Raw genomic sequence first — 16,251 nt, forward strand, 5'->3', positions numbered from 1 at the left:
GCGGCAAGCGACCCGAGTACGTATGAATCGTCGGTGACCGGGGCATCCCGGTCACCCCCGCCGGCCACGGCCCGGCCGCCCCCGAGTCCGCCGTATCACCTCCCGCGGCCACTGACCGAATACGGACGCGCGCGGTCCGTCACCACGGGCGTGCGCCGGGCGGGGTACGGGTCCGACGCGCTGTCCGGCCCTCGGGACGGGCGCCCGGAGCCCCGGCGCGGACCGATACGGTGGAAGCACCATGAGCGCATCTCAGCCACCTCGGTCCTCCTCGTCCCCTGAGCCTCCTGAGCCCCCCGGGTCCCGTAGTGAGCCCCCCGAGTCCCCTCGGGGCGCCGACACCCCCACCCTTCTCGTGAAGATCTTCGGGAAGGACCGCCCGGGTATCACCGCCGGGCTCTTCGACACCCTCGCCGCCTACTCGGTCGATGTCGTCGACATCGAGCAGGTCGTCACCCGTGGCCGCATCGTCCTGTGCGCACTGGTCACCGCCCCGACCGCGGGCGGCACCACCGAGGGCGACCTGCGGGCGACCGTGCACAGCTGGGCCGATTCGCTGAAGCTCCAGGCCGAGATCATCTCCGGTACCGGTGACAACCGGCCGCGTGGCCACGGGCGTTCCCATGTGACGGTGCTCGGGCACCCGCTGACCGCGGAGTCGACCGCCGCCATAGCGGCCACGATCACTTCCACCGGCGGCAACATCGACCGTATCTTCCGGCTCGCGAAATACCCGGTCACGGCGGTCGAGTTCGCGGTGTCCGGCGCCGCGACCGAGGAGCTGCGGACCGCGCTGGCGACGGAGTCCGCCGGTATCGGTGTCGATGTCGCGGTGGTGTCGGCCGGGCTGAGCCGCCGGGCGCAGCGGCTGGTCGTCATGGACGTCGACTCGACGCTCATCCAGGACGAGGTCATCGAGCTCTTCGCGGCCCACGCGGGCTGCGAGGACAAGGTCGCCGAGGTGACCGAGCAGGCGATGCGCGGTGAGCTCGACTTCGAGCAGTCGCTGCACGCGCGGGTGGCGCTGCTGGCCGGGCTCGATGTGTCGGTGGTGGACAAGGTGCGTTCCGAGGTGCGGCTGACGCCGGGCGCGCGCACCCTGATCCGTACGCTGAAGCGGCTCGGCTACCAAGTCGGCGTGGTCTCGGGTGGGTTCACCCAGGTCACCGACGATCTGAAGGAACGGCTCGGGCTCGACTTCGCCTCTGCCAACACCTTGGAAGTGGTCGACGGAAAGCTCACGGGACGGGTCGTCGGCGACATCGTCGACCGGGCCGGCAAGGCCCGTCTGCTGCGCAGTTTCGCCGAGCAGGCCGGGGTGCCGCTGGCGCAGACCGTCGCGATCGGTGACGGTGCGAACGACCTGGACATGCTGAACACCGCCGGGCTCGGGGTCGCCTTCAACGCCAAGCCGGTGGTCCGCGAGGCGGCGCACACCGCGGTGAACGTGCCGTTCCTGGACACCGTGCTGTATCTGCTCGGCATCACCCGCGAGGAGGTCGAGGCCGCCGACGGTCTCGTCGACTGACGCGTCCGCGCGGGCCCCGGCGCGGTCCGGGGTGCGTACGGCACGGTCGCGCGAACGGAGCAGGGCCCCGGTGCTTTCCGCATCCGGGGCCCTGCTCCGTACTACGACCAGATTCAGTCGTTGGTCAGTCGTTGGGCGTCCAGTACTCGACCAGCTTGCCCACTCCGTGCTCCACACCCTTCCAGGAGCCGGAGAACTCTACGACGGCGAAGGCGGCGGTGGGGAAGCCGCCGCGGGTCATCCGGGCCAGGGCGTCGCCCTCGGACGATTCCGAGAGGGCGTCGGCGATCGCGTGCATGCCGGGGTTGTGGCCGATGACCAGGAGGTTGTGCACGTCGTCGGGGGTCTCGTTGATCAGCGCGATGAGCTCGCCGAGGGACGCCTCGTACAACCGGTCCTCGTACACGGTCCTGGGGCGCTGCGGCATCTCGTGGACGGCCAGCTTCCACGTCTCGCGCGTCCGGGCCGCGGTGGAGCAGAGGGCCAGATCGAGGACGATCCCGGAGTCGACGAGTCGGCGGCCCGCGACGGGGGCATCCTTGCGGCCGCGCTCCGCGAGCGGTCGCTCGTGGTCGGAGTCCTGCGACCATTCCGCCTTTGCATGCCTGAGAAGGACGATCCTGCGAGGTGTATCGACGCTCATACACCTCAGCTTCGCACGAAATGTGCCGCCCGGCGCAGGCTGTTGACGGGGCTCCACGGGGTGCGCGGGCGGCGTCAGCCGGTCACCAGGGCCATGATTCGCGCGAGCAACCGGCTGATCGCCGGGTCGGCGGTCGCGGCGTGCGCCTCGCCGGATCCCATGATCAGCAGCAGGAGTGCGGCGAACGCGATCGCGGGCAGCGCGACGGCCCACCACGGCAGCCGGACCTCGATGCTGCCCGTGGCCGGGTGGACGGTCGGGGTGTGCGTTCGGGCCGGCATGTCCGCCTCCGTTGGTCTTCGGTACCGATACCGAAAACCTACGGATCCCGGGCCGCCGGACCCATCCGGCGACCCACCCACTTCACCCTGACCCTGGCCCCCTAGGGGATGGTGGTGCCAGCCCTACCATCGGGGGCCGGCGGCCGGGCCGCTCAGTGCGCGGCTCAGGCTCAGGGGGACGCGACCGAGGCGATCACTGCGACGATCACGGTGATCAGCAGCATCGCCCCGAGCACGGCGAGGAGCTTCTTCTGACCGTTCTGGGGATTCGGGTCGAGCACAGGAGACATGGAACCAGTCTCGCACTTCAGCATTCGTCCTCGATGGTCCGGTCCCGCCCGGCCAGGATGCCGACCGCCATCTGCGGCACCATGAGGCCCGCCATCAGCGCGATCGGCAGCTCCCAGCCGCCGCTGTGCTGGTAGAGCACACCGATGAGCAGCGGCCCCGGGATCGAGATCAGATACCCGACGGACTGCGCGAACGCGGACAGCCGGACCACTCCCGCACCGCTGCGGGACCGCATGCCGATCATGGTCAGGGCGAGCGGGAAGGAGCAGTTCGAGATGCCCAGGAGCACCGCCCAGGCCCAGGCCCCGCCGGCCGGTGCGAGGTAGAGGCCCGCGTAGCCGATGAGGCCGCAGCTGCCGAGGAGGACGACGATCGCGCCCTGGTTCTTCATCCGGGTCGCGACCCCCGGGATGACGAAGGCGAGCGGCACCCCCATCGCCATGGTCACGGCGAGCAGCACGCCCGCCGTACCGGCCGAGACCCCGGCGTCGCGGAAGATCTGCGGCATCCAGCCCATGGTGATGTACGCGGCGGTGGCCTGCAGCCCGAAGAAGCAGGCGAGGGCCCAGGCGGTACGGCTGCGGGTGATCTTCAGGGCGGGGGCGCCATGCTGCTGGGCGGCCTGCTGCGCCGGGGCGCCGCGCCGGTCCCGTACCACCGGGATCCAGGGCAGGATCGCGACGGCGGAGAGCGCGGCCCAGACGCCGAGCCCCAGCCGCCAGCTGCCGCCCATCGCGCTGGTCATGGGCACGGTCACCGCGGCGGCGAGCGAGGTACCCAGGGCCAGCGCCATCGAGTAGAGCCCGGTCATGGAGCCGACCCGGTCCGGGAACCAGCGCTTGACGATCACCGGCATCAGGACGTTGCTGACGGCGATGCCCATGAGGGCGAGGGCGCTCGCGGCGAGGAAGCCGGCCGTACCGCCGACGAGCGGCCGTATGACCAGACCGGCGGTGATGGCGGTCATGCCGGCGCAGACCACCGCGCCCGGACCGAAGCGGCGGGCCAGGCGCGGCGCCATGATGCCGAAGATCGCGAAGCAGAGCGGTGGTACGGAGGTCAGGACACCGGCGACGCTGCCGCTCATGTGCAGCCCGTCGCGGACCTCTTCGAGGAGGGCGCCGAGGCTGGTGATGGCGGGACGGAGGTTGAGCGCGGTGAGTACCAGCCCGACGACGACCAGCCGGAGGAGCCAGGGAGAGGCCCCGTCGGCGGCGACTGCCGTCCGGGGGGCCTGCGAGGTCTGCGCGGCCGGGGTTTTCGTAGGGGCGTCCACCGGGGCGGCGGGGGTCAGGGTCCGGGTCTGGGGCCGGGTCTCGTCGTCGGGCATGAGGCCCATCATAGAATCATGGGATGATTGATTGTCCAATCCGCCCGAAGCCCCTCTGAGACGATTCGCTCCAGGCACCGCAACCGCAGACGACTCCCGTCCCCGTCACCACGCCTCGCCCCCTTCACCACTCCTCATCACCCAGCAACCCGAAGCAACCCGAAGCAACGCGACCAAGGAGCACCATGACGCTGACGTCTCCGCGGCGTTCGGCCCTCGCCGACCAGGTGATTGCCCAGCTCAGGAATCAGATCACCTCGGGCGAGTGGCCCGTGGGTTCCCGCATTCCCACCGAGCCCGAACTGGTGGAGCAGCTGGGGGTGGCACGCAACACCGTCCGGGAGGCCGTGCGCGCCCTCGCGCACAACGGTCTGCTCGACATCCGGCAGGGTTCGGGCACCTATGTCGTCGCCACCAGCGAGCTGGCCGGGGTGATGCACCGCCGCTTCGCCTCCGCCGATCCGCGCCATGTCGCCGAGTTGCGGTCCACCCTGGAGTCGTCGGCGGCGAGGCTGGCCGCCGCCCGGCGCACCGAGCGTGACCTGAAGCAGCTGGACGCGCTGATGGCGCGCCGGGAGGAGACCTGGGCCGCGGGTGACGCCGAGGCGTTCGTCGCGGCGGACGCGACGCTGCATCTGGCGGTGGTCGCCGCCTCGCACAACGACGTGCTGACCGGGCTCTACGCCGATCTGGGTGACCTGCTGCGCGACTATCTCCGGGGCGACATCGGTCATGAGCTGCGGCCGGAGAACCACATGGACCACGGCCGGCTGGTCGAGGCGATCCGGGCGGGTGACGGGGAGACGGCGGCGGCCGAGGCCGCGAGCCATGCGCTGAGCTGTCTGGTGGACCAGGTCTGAGGCCTGCGTGCGTGGGGCTGTCTGAGGCCCGCGTGCGCGGGGCTGTCCGGTGGACCGGGCCCGAGGCCCGTCCGGCGGCCCTAGACCGCGCCCTGCACCTGGTGCGTGACCCAGGCCGAGCCGACTTCCTTCCAGCAGCGGTCGTCGATCCGCACGGTCCGTCCCGGGCCCACGTCGACCGGGGTGGCGTCGGCGTCTATGTCCCACCAGCGGCGGCATTCGGTGTGCAGCTGTACGCGGTCGGTGGAGGGGTACGGGTTGTGGCAGTAGGCGACGACCCGGGAGCCCCGGACCGACGTACGGCATTCGGCTCCGGCGGGATCGGGGGTGGGAGCGGCAGGGGTGGACGCCCCGGCTCCCATCCGCCCCGCCACGGATATCCCGACCGGCGCGGCGAGTCCGGCGACGGCTACGGAGGCCGCCAGCAGGGCGCAGGTCCGGCGGCGTGTGGCGCGCACGGCGACCTCCTCCCCGTAGCCTGACCCGAAGTCCGGTTCACCACATTCTGCGGTGGATCGACCGTCTTTTCGACTTGAGCGGGCCGGAGCCGGGCCCGTACACGAAACAGCCGCGTACCGCCTGTTCCCAGGCGGTACGCGGCTGTGTCAGGGCACGTCGTACGGGGTCAGGCACCCATGATGTGCACGCCGCCGTCGACGTGGATGATCTCGCCCGTGGTCTTCGGGAAGAAGTCCGAGAGCAGCGCGACGATGGCGCGGCCGGCCGGCTCCGGGTCCGCCATGTCCCAGGACAGCGGGGAGCGGGTGTTCCACACGTCCGCGAGGTCGGTGAAGCCCGGGATGGACTTCGCGGCCATGGACTTGAGCGGACCGGCGGAGACCAGGTTGCAGCGGATGTCGTCCTTGCCCAGGTCACGGGCGAGGTAGCGGGAGGTGGCCTCCAGCGCGGCCTTGGCCGGGCCCATCCAGTCGTACTGCGGCCAGGCGAACTGCGCGTCGAAGGTGAGGCCGACGACCGAGCCGCCGTCGTTCATCAGCGGCTTGCAGGCCATGGCGAGCGACTTCAGCGAGAACGCCGAGACGTGCATCGCGGTGGCGACGGACTCGAACGGGGTGTTGAGGAAATTGCCGCCGAGCGCGTCCTGCGGCGCGAAGCCGATGGAGTGGACGACGCCGTCGAGCGAGCCGAGCTCGTCCTTCACCAGACCGGCGAGCCGGTCCAGGTGCTCGGTGTTGGTCACGTCCAGCTCGATGACCTTGGCCGGCTTGGGCAGCTTCTTGGCGATGCGCTCCGTCAGCGTGGGCCGCGGGAAGGCGGTCAGGATGACTTCGGCGCCCTGTTCCTGGGCCACCTTCGCGGCATGGAAAGCGATGGACGACTCCATCAGCACACCTGTGATGAGGATGCGCTTGCCGTCGAGAATTCCGCTCATGGTGATCAGTGACCCATGCCCAATCCGCCGTCAACGGGGATGACGGCTCCAGTGATGTACGACGCGTCGTCGGAGGCGAGGAAGCGCACCGCGGCGGCGATCTCCTCGGGCTGCGCGTAGCGGCCGAGCGGCACCTGGGACACGATGCCCTTGCGCTGCTCCTCGGTGAGCACCTGCGTCATGTCGGTGTCGACAAAACCGGGCGCGACGACGTTGAAAGTGATGTTCCGCGAACCGAGTTCACGGGCCAGCGACCGGGCGAAGCCGACCAGACCCGCCTTGGACGCGGCGTAGTTCGCCTGCCCGGCCGAGCCGAGCAGGCCGACCACGGAGGAGATGAGGACGACGCGGCCCTTCTTGGCGCGCAGCATGCCGCGGTTGGCGCGCTTGACGACCCGGAAGGTGCCGGTGAGGTTGGTGTCGACGACGGACGTGAAGTCGTCCTCGGACATCCGCATCAGCAACTGGTCCTTGGTGATACCGGCGTTGGCGACCAGCACCTCGACGGGACCGTGCTTCTCCTCGATCTCCTTGTAGGCCTGCTCCACCTGTTCGGCGTCGGTGATGTCGCAACGGACCGCGAGAACACCGGCCTCGGTGAGCACAGCGGGCGGCTCGCCGGAGCGGTAGGTGATCGCGACCTTGTCGCCGTTGTCGGCGAAAGCGCGGGCGATGGCGAGGCCGATGCCCCGGTTTCCTCCGGTGACGAGAACCGAGCGGCTCAACGGATCACCCTTTCCCTAGCGGTCTGGTACATCGAAAACCTATCGGTACCAGGAGCTCCGCGAGCAATCGCCCCCTGACAGCGCCTTCCCCCAGGCACTGTGGGGTTCCTACAGACGGCTGGCCGTCGGGCCGCGCCCTGTCGGGGCCGCGCCGGGCGGCATCCGGTATCCCCGGCACGGTCACCGTCCGGCATGGTTCACTGCCGTGGTGTATCGAGAAGGGAATCTCCTGTGCCCCACGAGGTAGATCAGTCGTTCCTGGCCCTGCCGCTGCGGGCCCTCGCCGACGCGGCGCTCGCCCGCGCGCGTGCGCTGGGTGCCGTGCACGCCGATTTCCGTCTGGAGCGGGTGCGCAGCGCGTCCTGGCGGCTGCGGGATGCCCGGCCCTCCGGGTCCTCGGACACCACCGATCTCGGCTACGCGGTGCGGGTGGTGCACGGCGGGGCGTGGGGGTTCGCGTCCGGGGTGGACCTGACGATGGACGCCGCGGCGAAGGTGGCCTCGCAGGCCGTCGCCATGGCGAAGCTGTCGGCGAAGGTGATCGCGGCGGCGGGCTCGGACGAGCGTGTGGAGCTGGCGGACGAGCCGATGCACGGTGAGCGGACCTGGGTGTCTGCGTACGACATCGATCCGTTCGAGGTGCCGGACGAGGAGAAGGCGGGGCTGCTTGCCGAATGGAGCGGCCGGCTCCTGGGCGCCGAGGGCGTCGCGCATGTGGACGCCTCACTGATGACCGTTCACGAGAACAAGTTCTACGCGGACACGGCGGGCACCGTCACCACCCAGCAGCGGGTGCGGCTGCATCCGCAGCTCACCGCGGTCGCCGTGGACGGCACGACCGGTGAGTTCGACTCGATGCGGACGATCGCCCCGCCGGTGGGCCGCGGCTGGGAGTACCTGACCGGGACCGGCTGGGACTGGGACGACGAGCTGGCGCGGATCCCCGGACTGCTGGCCGAGAAGATGCGGGCGCCGAGCGTCGAGGCAGGAACGTACGACCTGGTGGTCGACCCGTCCAACCTCTGGCTGACCATCCACGAGTCGATCGGCCACGCCACCGAGCTGGACCGGGCGCTGGGGTATGAGGCCGCGTACGCCGGTACCTCGTTCGCCACCTTCGACCAGCTGGGGAAGCTGACGTACGGCTCCCCCGTGATGAATGTGACCGGTGACCGCACCGCCGAGCACGGGCTCGCGACCATCGGGTACGACGACGAGGGTGTCGAGGCGCAGTCCTGGGACCTGGTCAAGGACGGGACACTGGTCGGGTACCAGCTGGACCGGCGGATCGCGAAGCTGACCGGGCTGGGCCGTTCCAACGGCTGCGCGTACGCGGACTCGCCGGGCCATGTCCCCGTCCAGCGGATGGCCAATGTGTCGCTGCGGCCGGATCCGGGCGGGCTGTCCACGGAGGACCTGATCGGCGGGGTGGAGCGCGGTATCTATGTGGTCGGCGACCGGTCCTGGTCGATCGACATGCAGCGCTACAACTTCCAGTTCACCGGGCAGCGGTTCTTCCGGATCGAGAACGGCAGGCTGGCCGGGCAGCTGCGCGACGTCGCGTACCAGGCCACGACGACGGACTTCTGGGGCTCGATGGAGAAGGTCGGCGGCCCGCAGACATATGTCCTGGGCGGCGCCTTCAACTGCGGCAAGGCCCAGCCGGGCCAGGTCGCGGCCGTCTCGCACGGCTGCCCCTCCGCCCTCTTCCGGGGCGTGAACATCCTCAATACGACGCAGGAGGCCGGACGATGAGCCGCGTCAGCAAGCCGCACGAGATCGTCGAGCGGGCGCTCGAACTGTCCACCGCCGACGGCTGCGTGGTCATCGCCGACGAGGAGTCGTCCGCGAACCTGCGCTGGGCCGGCAACGCGCTCACGACGAACGGGGTGACGCGGGGACGGACCCTGACCGTCATCGCGACCGTCGACGGTGCGCAGGGCACCGCGTCCGGTGTGGTGTCGCGGTCCGCGGTCACCGCCGACGACCTGGAGCCGCTGGTGCGGGCCGCCGAGGCCGCGGCACGCGGGGCCGGACCGGCGGAGGACGCGCAGCCGCTGGTCACCGGGGTGCCCGAGGCGCCCGACTTCACGGACGCACCGGCCGAGACCGGCTCGGCCGTCTTCGCCGAGTTCGCCCCGGCGCTCGGCGAGGCATTTGCCCGCGCCCGCTCCGGCGGCCGTGAGCTGTACGGCTTCGCCAACCACGAGCTGACCTCGACCTACCTCGGTACGTCGACGGGGCTGCGGCTGCGCCACGACCAGCCGACCGGCACCCTGGAGCTCAACGCCAAGTCCCCGGACCGCACCCGTTCGTCCTGGGCCGGCCGTTCGACGCGCGACTTCAAGGATGTCGACCCGGCCGAGCTGGACGCGGAACTGGCGCAGCGGCTGCGCTGGGCACAGCGCCGTATCGAGCTGCCCGCGGGGCGGTACGAGACGTTGCTGCCGCCGACCGCCGTCGCCGATCTGCTGATCTACCAGCTGTGGTCCTCGGCTGCGCGGGACGCCGCGGAGGGCCGGACGGTGTTCTCCAAGCCGGGCGGCGGGACGAGGATCGGCGAGCAGCTCTCCGGGCTGCCGCTGACGCTCCGCAGCGACCCGAACGCACCGGGCCTGGAGTCGGCGCCGTTCGTGATCGCCCACGCCTCCGGGGACAGCGCATCCGTCTTCGACAACGGCCTGCCGCTGGCCCCGACCGACTGGATCCGGGACGGCAGGCTGGACCATCTGACGACCACCCGGCACACGGCGGGGCTGACCGGGCAGCCGGTCGCGCCGGCCATCGACAACCTGGTGCTGGAGGCCGGCGGAGAGCGGTCGCTGGAGGAGATGGTGGCCGCGACGACCGGGCGCGGGCTGCTACTGACCTGCATGTGGTACATCCGCGAGGTCGATCCGGCCACCCTGCTGCTGACCGGGCTGACCCGCGACGGGGTGTATCTCGTCGAGGACGGCGAGGTCGTCGGCGAGGTGAACAACTTCCGGTTCAACGAGTCGCCGGTGGACCTGCTGTCGCGGGCCACGGAGGCGAGCCGTACGGAGAAGACGCTGCCACGCGAGTGGGGCGACTGGTTCACCCGGGCCGCGATGCCCGCCCTGCGGATCCCGGACTTCAACATGAGCTCGGTGAGTCCGGGCGTCTGACCCGCCTAGACTGAGCGGGAAAGCCATTACCCGTACCCGTACGCACCCCGAGGAGACACGGAACCGTGACGGACATCGTCGACGAGCTGAAGTGGCGTGGGCTGTTCGCCCAGTCCACTGACGAGGACGCACTGCGCAAGGCTCTCGCGGACGGTCCTGTCACCTTCTATTGCGGCTACGACCCCAGCGCGGCCAGTCTGCACGTCGGCCATCTGGTGCAGGTGCTCACCATGCGCCGGCTGCAGCAGGCCGGTCTGCGGCCGCTCGCCCTGGTGGGCGGGGCCACCGGTCAGATCGGTGACCCGCGGCCGACCGCGGAGCGCACGCTGAACGATCCGGAAACGATCGCCCACTGGGTGACGCGGCTGCGGTCCCAGATCGAGCCGTTCCTGTCCTTCGAGGGCGAGAACGCGGCGGTCATGGTGAACAACCTGGACTGGACCTCGGGCATGTCCGCGATCGAGTTCCTCCGGGACATCGGCAAGCACTTCCGGGTCAACAAGATGCTGACCAAGGAGTCCATCGCCCGGCGGCTGGAGTCCGACGAGGGCATCAGCTACACCGAGTTCAGCTACCAGCTGCTCCAGAGCATGGACTTCCTGGAGCTGTACCGGCGCTACGGCTGCACCCTCCAGCAGGGCGGCAGCGACCAGTGGGGCAACCTCACCGCCGGTCTCGACCTGATCCACCGCCTGGAGCCGGGCGCCGAGGTGCACGCGCTGGCGACGCCGCTGATGACGAAGGCGGACGGGACCAAGTTCGGCAAGTCCGAGAGCGGGGCCGTCTGGCTCGACCCGACGATGACGACGCCGTACGCCTTCTACCAGTTCTGGCTGAACGTGGACGACCGGGACATCTCCCGGTACATGCGCATCCTCAGCTTCCTCAGCCCCGCGGAGCTGGAGGAGCTGGAGAAGGTCACCGAGGAGCGTCCGCAGGCCCGGACGGCGCAGCGCGCGCTGGCCGAGGAGCTGACGACGCTGGTGCACGGCGCCGATCAGTGCGCCGCGGTCATCGCGGCGTCGAAGGCGCTCTTCGGCCAGGGTGAGCTCGGCGAGCTGGACGAGGCGACCCTGAGCGCCGCACTGTCCGAGGTGCCGCACGCCCAGGTCACCGAGCTCGGCCCGCTGGTGGACCTCCTGGTCGAGGTCGGCCTGGCGCCGAGCAAGTCGGGCGCCCGTCGCACGGTGAAGGAGGGCGGTGCGTACGTGAACAACGTCAAGGTCTCGGACGGCGAGAGCGCGCCGGCCCGCGAGGAGCTGCTGCACGGGCGCTGGCTGGTGCTGCGCCGGGGCAAGAAGAACCTCGCCGCCATCGAGGTCACCGGCTGATCCCGGACGTATCGGCGACTCGGCCGGACACGCGTGACGCGTGTCCGGCCGAGTCGCGTTGCGTGCCCGATGAATCAGGTCCTCTGCTTGGGACGGCGGAACGAGGCCCACAGCATGTCGCCGACGCCGACGACGACCACCGCACCGATCAGCTGGAGCAGATGGCGGATCCAGTCGATGCCCTTGGTGTCGTTGACACCGATCCAGGTGGCGACGGTATTGCCGAGGACGCTGCCGATGATGCCGAAGATGATCGTCAGCCAGAGCGGGATGTTCTGTTTGCCCGGCAGGATCGCTTTCGCGATCAGGCCGAGCACCAGACCCACGATGATTGCCCACAACCAGCCCATGTCGCCTCCTCGCGCGACGCGATGTCGCGCATGTGAGCCCAGTCTCGGCCCGTGGGGCGTACGCCGCATGCCGGAGGGGCCGTACGTGCGGCACGGATAACCGATATGTACGAACAGGGTGTGCCCCGGTCTCGAAGCCGCAAGGCGCCGGGCGTACCGTGGTTCCGGTCCGGGGAGCGTCCGGTGCGGGAAATGAGGTGTCCGCCGGCCCGTCAGGCGCTGGGGGAAGGGTGATGGAGACGTGATGCGGAAGCAGAGCGGCGGCGAGGTCTTCCGGATCACGGGGGCCCGGCAGGGGCTCGCGGACGATGTGCGCGGCAGGCAGCGGCGCTATGTGATCTCGATGTCCGTACGGACGGTTTCGGTGATCCTGGCCGCGGTGCTGTGGAACGTCGAGCGCTACGTCGCGATCGTGGCGCTCGCGCTCGGGGTGCTGCTCCCCTACGTGGCCGTGGTCATCGCCAACGCCGGCCGGGAGAACACCCCTTCACTGCCGTCCACCTTCGTACCGGCGCCGATGCGGCCGGTGCTCGACGCGGCGCCGGTGGCCGGTGGAGCGGAACCCGGTCCGGAGGGTGACGGGGTGCGCCGCGGCGGGGAATCGGCCTGAGCCGGTTGGGTGCGCACTGCATCCGAGGCTCAAGAAAACCTCAGATCAATCGTGAAGTTACGGTGCACCGCACCCCGGTCTGCGTGACATAATTCGTAGGCGCTCCGCATCCCCCGTCGGAGCGACGGACCGACGCCGGGCAGCTCCCCCCGTGGCTGCTCGGCGTCGTTTTTCTGCGGCCACTGCCGCGCTTCGGGCGACGACGGCGGTTCGATGACAGGCCCTAGGGTTGAGTCCGTGAACTCCCCTGAAACCGCGGCCGACAGCGCCGCCGCCGCTCCGATCTGTTCCGCCAAGGGCTGCCGGGCCGATGCCGTATGGGTGCTTGCCTGGAACAACCCGAAGCTGCACACCCCGGAGCGCCGCAAGACCTGGCTGGCCTGCGAGGAGCACCGGGAGCACCTCTCCTCGTTCCTGGACGTCCGGAGTTTCCTCAAGGAAGTCGTGACGCTCGCGGAGTGGGAGTCGCGCGCCGACGACCGGGGCTAGGGCCCGCGGCTGACGGGCCCGTCAGCCGCCGATCGCCGACATGGGCCGGTCGGGCTGGAGGAAGGAGGGGTCGTCCAGACCAGATCCGGCCTTTTTTCCCCACATCGCGAGTGTCCAGATCCGGGCGATCTCCTCGTCCGGCGCGTCCGAGCGCAGGGCGCCGCGCAGGTCGGTCTCCTCGCGGGCGAAGAGGCAGGTGCGCACCTGACCGTCGGCGGTGAGCCGGGTGCGGTCGCAGGCCCGGCAGAAGGGGCGGGTGACGGAGGCGATGACGCCGACCCGGTGGGGGCCGCCGTCGACGGTCCAGCGCTCGGCGGGGGCCGAGCCGCGCTCCCCGGTGCTCTCCTCGGTGAGGGTGAAGCGGGTGCGCAGCGACTGGAGTATGTCCCCTGCCGTGATCATGCCGTCGCGCTTCCAGCCGTGCTGGGCGTCGAGCGGCATCTGCTCGATGAAGCGGAGCTCGTACCCGTGCTCGACGGCCCAGGCGAGCAGCTCGGGGGCCTCGTCGTCGTTGAGCCCCGGCATCAGGACGGTGTTGACCTTGACCGGGGTGAGACCGGCTTCGCGGGCGGCTTCGAGACCGGCGAGCACGTCACGGTGGCGGTCGCGGCGGGTGAGGTTCTTGAAGACGTCGGGGCGCAGGGTGTCCAGCGAGACGTTGACCCGGTCGAGACCCGCGGCCCTGAGTGCGGCGGCGGTGCGCTGCAGACCGATGCCGTTGGTGGTGAGCGACATCCTGGGGCGGGGGGCCAGGGCTGCGCACCGCTCGACGATGGAGACGAGCCCGGGGCGCAGCAGCGGCTCACCGCCGGTGAAGCGGACCTCCGTGATGCCGAGCCGGGTGACGGCGATGCCGATCAGCCGGACGATCTCGTCGTCGGTGAGGAGGTCGGGCTTGGCCAGCCATTGCAGGCCCTCTTCCGGCATGCAGTACGTGCACCGCAGGTTGCACCGGTCGGTCAGCGAGACGCGCAGGTCGGTGGCTACCCGGTCGTAGGTGTCGATGAGCATGTGGGCCCCCTCCCCCGATTGTTTCCCGGCGCCGATTCCGCTCTCCGTACGGCCCTTCCGGCTGACTTCTCCGAGAGTACGCGAGAGCTGTGACATCGGCGGGGCCCGTTTGGCACGAGGTGCGGCGCGGCCGTGTCGTAGGACCCTACGACACGGCCGCGGAGTGGGAGGGGCGCCCGGGGCGCCGCTCGCTCAGTGCGCTCCGACGCCGGTGAGGGACTTGACCTCCAGTTCGGCGTACTTGCCCTTGTCCGGCTCCTCCTTCGAGAGGAGGGAGCCGATCCAGCCGAGCAGGAAGCCCAGCGGGATGGAGATCAGGCCGGGGTTCTCCAGCGGGAACCAGGCGAAGTCGACGCCCTTGAACATCGACGTCTTCGGGTTGCCGGAGACGACCGGCGAGAACAGCACCAGGATCACCGAGGTCGCCAGACCGCCGTAGATCGACCAGAGCGCGCCCTGGGTGGTGAACCGCTTCCAGAAGAGGCTGTAGAGGATGGTCGGCAGGTTGGCGGAGGCGGCGACGGCGAACGCCAGCGCCACCAGTCCGGCGACGTTCATGTCGCGGGCGAAGGCGCCCAGGGCGATCGCGACCGCGCCGATGAGGACGGTGGCCCAGCGGGCCGCCCGCATCTCCTCCTTCTCGGTGGCCTTCCCCTTGCGGATGACGTTGGCGTAGATGTCGTGCGCGAAGGAGGACGAGGAGGCGAGGGTGAGTCCCGCGACGACGGCGAGGATGGTGGCGAAGGCGACGGCCGAGATCACGGCGAGCAGCACGGCGCCGCCTGTGGTGCCGACCCCGCCGAGGTATTCGGCGAGTTGCGGCGCGGCCGCGTTGCCGGCCGGGTTCTTCGCCTTGATCTCGTCGGGGCCGATGAGGGCCGCGGCGCCGAAGCCCAGGGCGATCGTCATCAGGTAGAAGGCGCCGATGATGCCGATGGCCCAGTTGACCGACTTGCGGGCGGCCTTGGCGGTCGGCACCGTGTAGAAGCGGATCAGGATGTGCGGCAGGCCGGCGGTGCCGAGGACCAGGGCGATGCCGAGCGAGAGGAAGTCCAGCTTCGAGGTGCCGGTGGCACCGTACTTGAGGCCGGGCTCCAGGAACGCCGCGCCGTGTGTGCTCTTCTCGGCGGCCGTGCCCAGCAGGTCGGAGATGTTGAAGTCGAACTTCAGCAGCACCAGGAAGGTCATCAGGAGGGCGCCGGCGATGAGCAGTACGGCCTTGACCATCTGCACCCAGGTGGTGCCCTTCATGCCGCCGATGGTGACGTACACGATCATCAGTACGCCGACGAGGGCGACGATGAGGATCTTGCCCGCGTCGCTGGTGATGCCGAGGAGCAGGGAGACCAGGACGCCCGCGCCCGCCATCTGGGCCAGCAGGTAGAAGATCGAGACGACGATGGTGGAGACGCCGGAGGCGGTGCGGACGGGGCGCTGGCGCATCCGGTAGGCGAGGACGTCTCCCATCGTGTAGCGGCCCGAGTTGCGCAGCGGTTCGGCGACCAGCAGCAGGGCGACGAGCCAGGCGACGAGGAAGCCGATGGAGTACAGGAAGCCGTCGTAGCCGAAGAGGGCGATGGCCCCGGCGATGCCGAGGAAGGACGCGGCGGACATGTAGTCGCCGGAGACCGCGAGTCCGTTCTGGAAGGCGGTGAACTGGCGGCCGCCCGCGTAGAAGTCGGAGGCGCTCTTGGTCTGCCGTCCGGCCCAGACGGTGATGCCCAGGGTCGCGGCGACGAACACGGCGAAGAGCGTGATGATCAGCGGCCGGTGCTCGGTGGTCGAGGAGGCGGCCAGCTGAACGGCGGTGTGCGAGTGGTAGGCGGTGCTCATGCGTCGGCCTCCATACGGGACTTGATGGCCTCGGCCTTCGGGTCGAGCTTCGCGGCCGCGTGCCGCGAGTAGAACCAGGCGATGAGGAAGGTGGTGACGAACTGGGCGAGGCCGAAGACGAAGGCCACGTTGATGTTGCTGTACACCTTGGTGCCCATGAAGCCGCCCGCGTAGTTGGACAGCAGCACGTAGAGCAGGTACCAGAGGACGAACGCGATGGTCAGCGGGAAGGCGAACGAGCGGTACGAATGGCGCAGTTCGCCGAACTCCCCGCTCTCCTGCATCTCGATGAAGTCCTCGGTGGTGGGCGGGGCGGGGCGGGTCTGCGTACTGGCCTCGGGCGGGGGTGCATCGGTAGCCACGGAATCTCCTCACGACGCGGGTGCGGTGGTGTCGGTGACGGTGGATCTCACTGGAAACGCTGGGTGCC

The 16,251-nt window shown here is 70.1% G+C and carries 18 protein-coding genes; 7 read left to right on the forward strand and 11 right to left on the reverse strand.

The window, feature by feature from the left end; translation table 11 throughout:
- Window positions 1-241: 241 nt before the first annotated feature.
- Window positions 242-1,528: a phosphoserine phosphatase SerB gene (serB, locus tag ACIRJP_RS30955; RefSeq protein ID WP_404181156.1), complete on the forward strand. Its 1,287-nt coding sequence runs from the start codon at window positions 242-244 to the stop codon at window positions 1,526-1,528.
- Between the two features lie 124 nt (window positions 1,529-1,652).
- Here the strand turns inward: serB and ACIRJP_RS30960 are convergent, their stop codons facing one another.
- From ACIRJP_RS30960 to ACIRJP_RS30975, 4 genes are all read right to left on the reverse strand, one after another.
- Complete coding sequence (locus ACIRJP_RS30960; protein ID WP_266736329.1) at window positions 1,653-2,171, reverse strand: histidine phosphatase family protein; 519 nt, start codon at window positions 2,169-2,171, stop codon at window positions 1,653-1,655.
- Window positions 2,172-2,245: 74 nt separating this feature from the next.
- Entirely contained in the window at window positions 2,246-2,452 is a 207-nt protein-coding gene (locus ACIRJP_RS30965; RefSeq protein WP_404181159.1) for a hypothetical protein, read from the reverse strand.
- 170 nt (window positions 2,453-2,622) lie between these two features.
- Window positions 2,623-2,733 (reverse strand): SGM_5486 family transporter-associated protein, encoded by a 111-nt coding sequence (locus tag ACIRJP_RS30970; protein ID WP_376635177.1) that lies wholly within the window; start codon window positions 2,731-2,733, stop codon window positions 2,623-2,625.
- A gap of 26 nt (window positions 2,734-2,759) precedes the next feature.
- Window positions 2,760-4,073 carry a CynX/NimT family MFS transporter gene (locus tag ACIRJP_RS30975; protein ID WP_404181162.1) on the reverse strand — a complete coding sequence of 438 codons (1,314 nt, stop codon included), beginning with the start codon at window positions 4,071-4,073 and terminating at the stop codon, window positions 2,760-2,762.
- A 185-nt stretch (window positions 4,074-4,258) separates the two neighbouring features.
- On the opposite strand from ACIRJP_RS30975, the gene ACIRJP_RS30980 reads away from it, so the two are divergent.
- A complete protein-coding gene (locus ACIRJP_RS30980) occupies window positions 4,259-4,933 on the forward strand; it encodes a FadR/GntR family transcriptional regulator (RefSeq protein ID WP_266736333.1) in 675 nt (224 codons plus the stop codon).
- An 80-nt stretch (window positions 4,934-5,013) separates the two neighbouring features.
- Here ACIRJP_RS30980 and ACIRJP_RS30985 read toward each other — a convergent pair whose 3' ends face one another.
- The 3 genes from ACIRJP_RS30985 to fabG all read right to left on the reverse strand — a co-directional run bounded on the left by ACIRJP_RS30985 (window position 5,014) and on the right by fabG (window position 7,051).
- A complete protein-coding gene (locus tag ACIRJP_RS30985; RefSeq protein ID WP_404181165.1) occupies window positions 5,014-5,391 on the reverse strand; it encodes a hypothetical protein in 378 nt (125 codons plus the stop codon).
- Window positions 5,392-5,558: 167 nt separating this feature from the next.
- On the reverse strand, window positions 5,559-6,326 hold the full coding sequence (fabI, locus tag ACIRJP_RS30990; protein ID WP_404181168.1) for an enoyl-ACP reductase FabI: 768 nt from the start codon (window positions 6,324-6,326) through the stop codon (window positions 5,559-5,561).
- Window positions 6,327-6,331: 5 nt separating this feature from the next.
- Window positions 6,332-7,051: a 3-oxoacyl-[acyl-carrier-protein] reductase gene (gene fabG / locus ACIRJP_RS30995; RefSeq protein ID WP_259931067.1), complete on the reverse strand. Its 720-nt coding sequence runs from the start codon at window positions 7,049-7,051 to the stop codon at window positions 6,332-6,334.
- 231 nt (window positions 7,052-7,282) lie between these two features.
- Here fabG and ACIRJP_RS31000 point away from each other — a divergent pair, with 231 nt between their 5' ends.
- The 3 genes from ACIRJP_RS31000 (at window position 7,283) to tyrS (ending at window position 11,528) form a co-directional block, all read left to right on the forward strand.
- Window positions 7,283-8,806, forward strand: a complete 1,524-nt coding sequence (locus ACIRJP_RS31000) for a TldD/PmbA family protein (RefSeq protein WP_404181171.1) — start codon at window positions 7,283-7,285, stop codon at window positions 8,804-8,806.
- Complete coding sequence (locus tag ACIRJP_RS31005) at window positions 8,803-10,197, forward strand: metallopeptidase TldD-related protein (protein ID WP_404181174.1); 1,395 nt, start codon at window positions 8,803-8,805, stop codon at window positions 10,195-10,197. The genes ACIRJP_RS31000 and ACIRJP_RS31005 overlap by 4 nt, the downstream gene beginning before the upstream one ends.
- 65 nt (window positions 10,198-10,262) lie before the next feature.
- On the forward strand, window positions 10,263-11,528 hold the full coding sequence (gene tyrS / locus ACIRJP_RS31010) for a tyrosine--tRNA ligase (protein ID WP_351255115.1): 1,266 nt from the start codon (window positions 10,263-10,265) through the stop codon (window positions 11,526-11,528).
- A gap of 74 nt (window positions 11,529-11,602) precedes the next feature.
- On the opposite strand, the gene ACIRJP_RS31015 is transcribed toward tyrS, so the two are convergent.
- On the reverse strand, window positions 11,603-11,878 hold the full coding sequence (locus tag ACIRJP_RS31015) for a GlsB/YeaQ/YmgE family stress response membrane protein (protein ID WP_404181178.1): 276 nt from the start codon (window positions 11,876-11,878) through the stop codon (window positions 11,603-11,605).
- A gap of 244 nt (window positions 11,879-12,122) precedes the next feature.
- Here ACIRJP_RS31015 and ACIRJP_RS31020 point away from each other — a divergent pair, with 244 nt between their 5' ends.
- The gene (locus ACIRJP_RS31020; RefSeq protein WP_266736344.1) at window positions 12,123-12,488 is read left to right on the forward strand and encodes a DUF3099 domain-containing protein; all 366 of its coding nucleotides are present in this window, start codon (window positions 12,123-12,125) and stop codon (window positions 12,486-12,488) included.
- A 237-nt stretch (window positions 12,489-12,725) separates the two neighbouring features.
- Window positions 12,726-12,977 carry a hypothetical protein gene (locus ACIRJP_RS31025; protein ID WP_404181182.1) on the forward strand — a complete coding sequence of 84 codons (252 nt, stop codon included), beginning with the start codon at window positions 12,726-12,728 and terminating at the stop codon, window positions 12,975-12,977.
- Between the two features lie 21 nt (window positions 12,978-12,998).
- Here ACIRJP_RS31025 and moaA read toward each other — a convergent pair whose 3' ends face one another.
- From moaA to ACIRJP_RS31040, 3 genes are all read right to left on the reverse strand, one after another.
- Window positions 12,999-13,988 carry a GTP 3',8-cyclase MoaA gene (moaA, locus tag ACIRJP_RS31030; protein ID WP_404181185.1) on the reverse strand — a complete coding sequence of 330 codons (990 nt, stop codon included), beginning with the start codon at window positions 13,986-13,988 and terminating at the stop codon, window positions 12,999-13,001.
- A 192-nt stretch (window positions 13,989-14,180) separates the two neighbouring features.
- Window positions 14,181-15,821: a cation acetate symporter gene (locus tag ACIRJP_RS31035; protein ID WP_404181188.1), complete on the reverse strand. Its 1,641-nt coding sequence runs from the start codon at window positions 15,819-15,821 to the stop codon at window positions 14,181-14,183.
- Window positions 15,818-16,183 carry a DUF485 domain-containing protein gene (locus tag ACIRJP_RS31040; protein ID WP_404181191.1) on the reverse strand — a complete coding sequence of 122 codons (366 nt, stop codon included), beginning with the start codon at window positions 16,181-16,183 and terminating at the stop codon, window positions 15,818-15,820. The genes ACIRJP_RS31035 and ACIRJP_RS31040 overlap by 4 nt, the downstream gene beginning before the upstream one ends.
- Window positions 16,184-16,251 lie beyond the last annotated feature (68 nt).

Origin of the sequence: Streptomyces sp. NPDC102437 (assembly GCF_044765565.1) — a bacterium.
GTDB lineage: Bacteria > Actinomycetota > Actinomycetes > Streptomycetales > Streptomycetaceae > Streptomyces.

Excerpts from the sequence above, each read along its gene's own strand:
- serB (WP_404181156.1), top strand. The coding sequence starts at position 242 with ATGAGCGCATCTCAGCCACCTCGGTCCTCCTCGTCCCCTGAGCCTCCT.
- fabI (WP_404181168.1), bottom strand. The coding sequence starts at position 6,326 with ATGAGCGGAATTCTCGACGGCAAGCGCATCCTCATCACAGGTGTGCTG.
- ACIRJP_RS31035 (WP_404181188.1), bottom strand. The coding sequence starts at position 15,821 with ATGAGCACCGCCTACCACTCGCACACCGCCGTTCAGCTGGCCGCCTCC.
- ACIRJP_RS30960 (WP_266736329.1), bottom strand. The coding sequence starts at position 2,171 with ATGAGCGTCGATACACCTCGCAGGATCGTCCTTCTCAGGCATGCAAAG.
- ACIRJP_RS30965 (WP_404181159.1), bottom strand. The coding sequence starts at position 2,452 with ATGCCGGCCCGAACGCACACCCCGACCGTCCACCCGGCCACGGGCAGC.
- ACIRJP_RS30975 (WP_404181162.1), bottom strand. The coding sequence starts at position 4,073 with ATGCCCGACGACGAGACCCGGCCCCAGACCCGGACCCTGACCCCCGCC.
- ACIRJP_RS31020 (WP_266736344.1), top strand. The coding sequence starts at position 12,123 with ATGCGGAAGCAGAGCGGCGGCGAGGTCTTCCGGATCACGGGGGCCCGG.
- ACIRJP_RS31015 (WP_404181178.1), bottom strand. The coding sequence starts at position 11,878 with ATGGGCTGGTTGTGGGCAATCATCGTGGGTCTGGTGCTCGGCCTGATC.
- moaA (WP_404181185.1), bottom strand. The coding sequence starts at position 13,988 with ATGCTCATCGACACCTACGACCGGGTAGCCACCGACCTGCGCGTCTCG.
- ACIRJP_RS31005 (WP_404181174.1), top strand. The coding sequence starts at position 8,803 with ATGAGCCGCGTCAGCAAGCCGCACGAGATCGTCGAGCGGGCGCTCGAA.
- ACIRJP_RS30980 (WP_266736333.1), top strand. The coding sequence starts at position 4,259 with ATGACGCTGACGTCTCCGCGGCGTTCGGCCCTCGCCGACCAGGTGATT.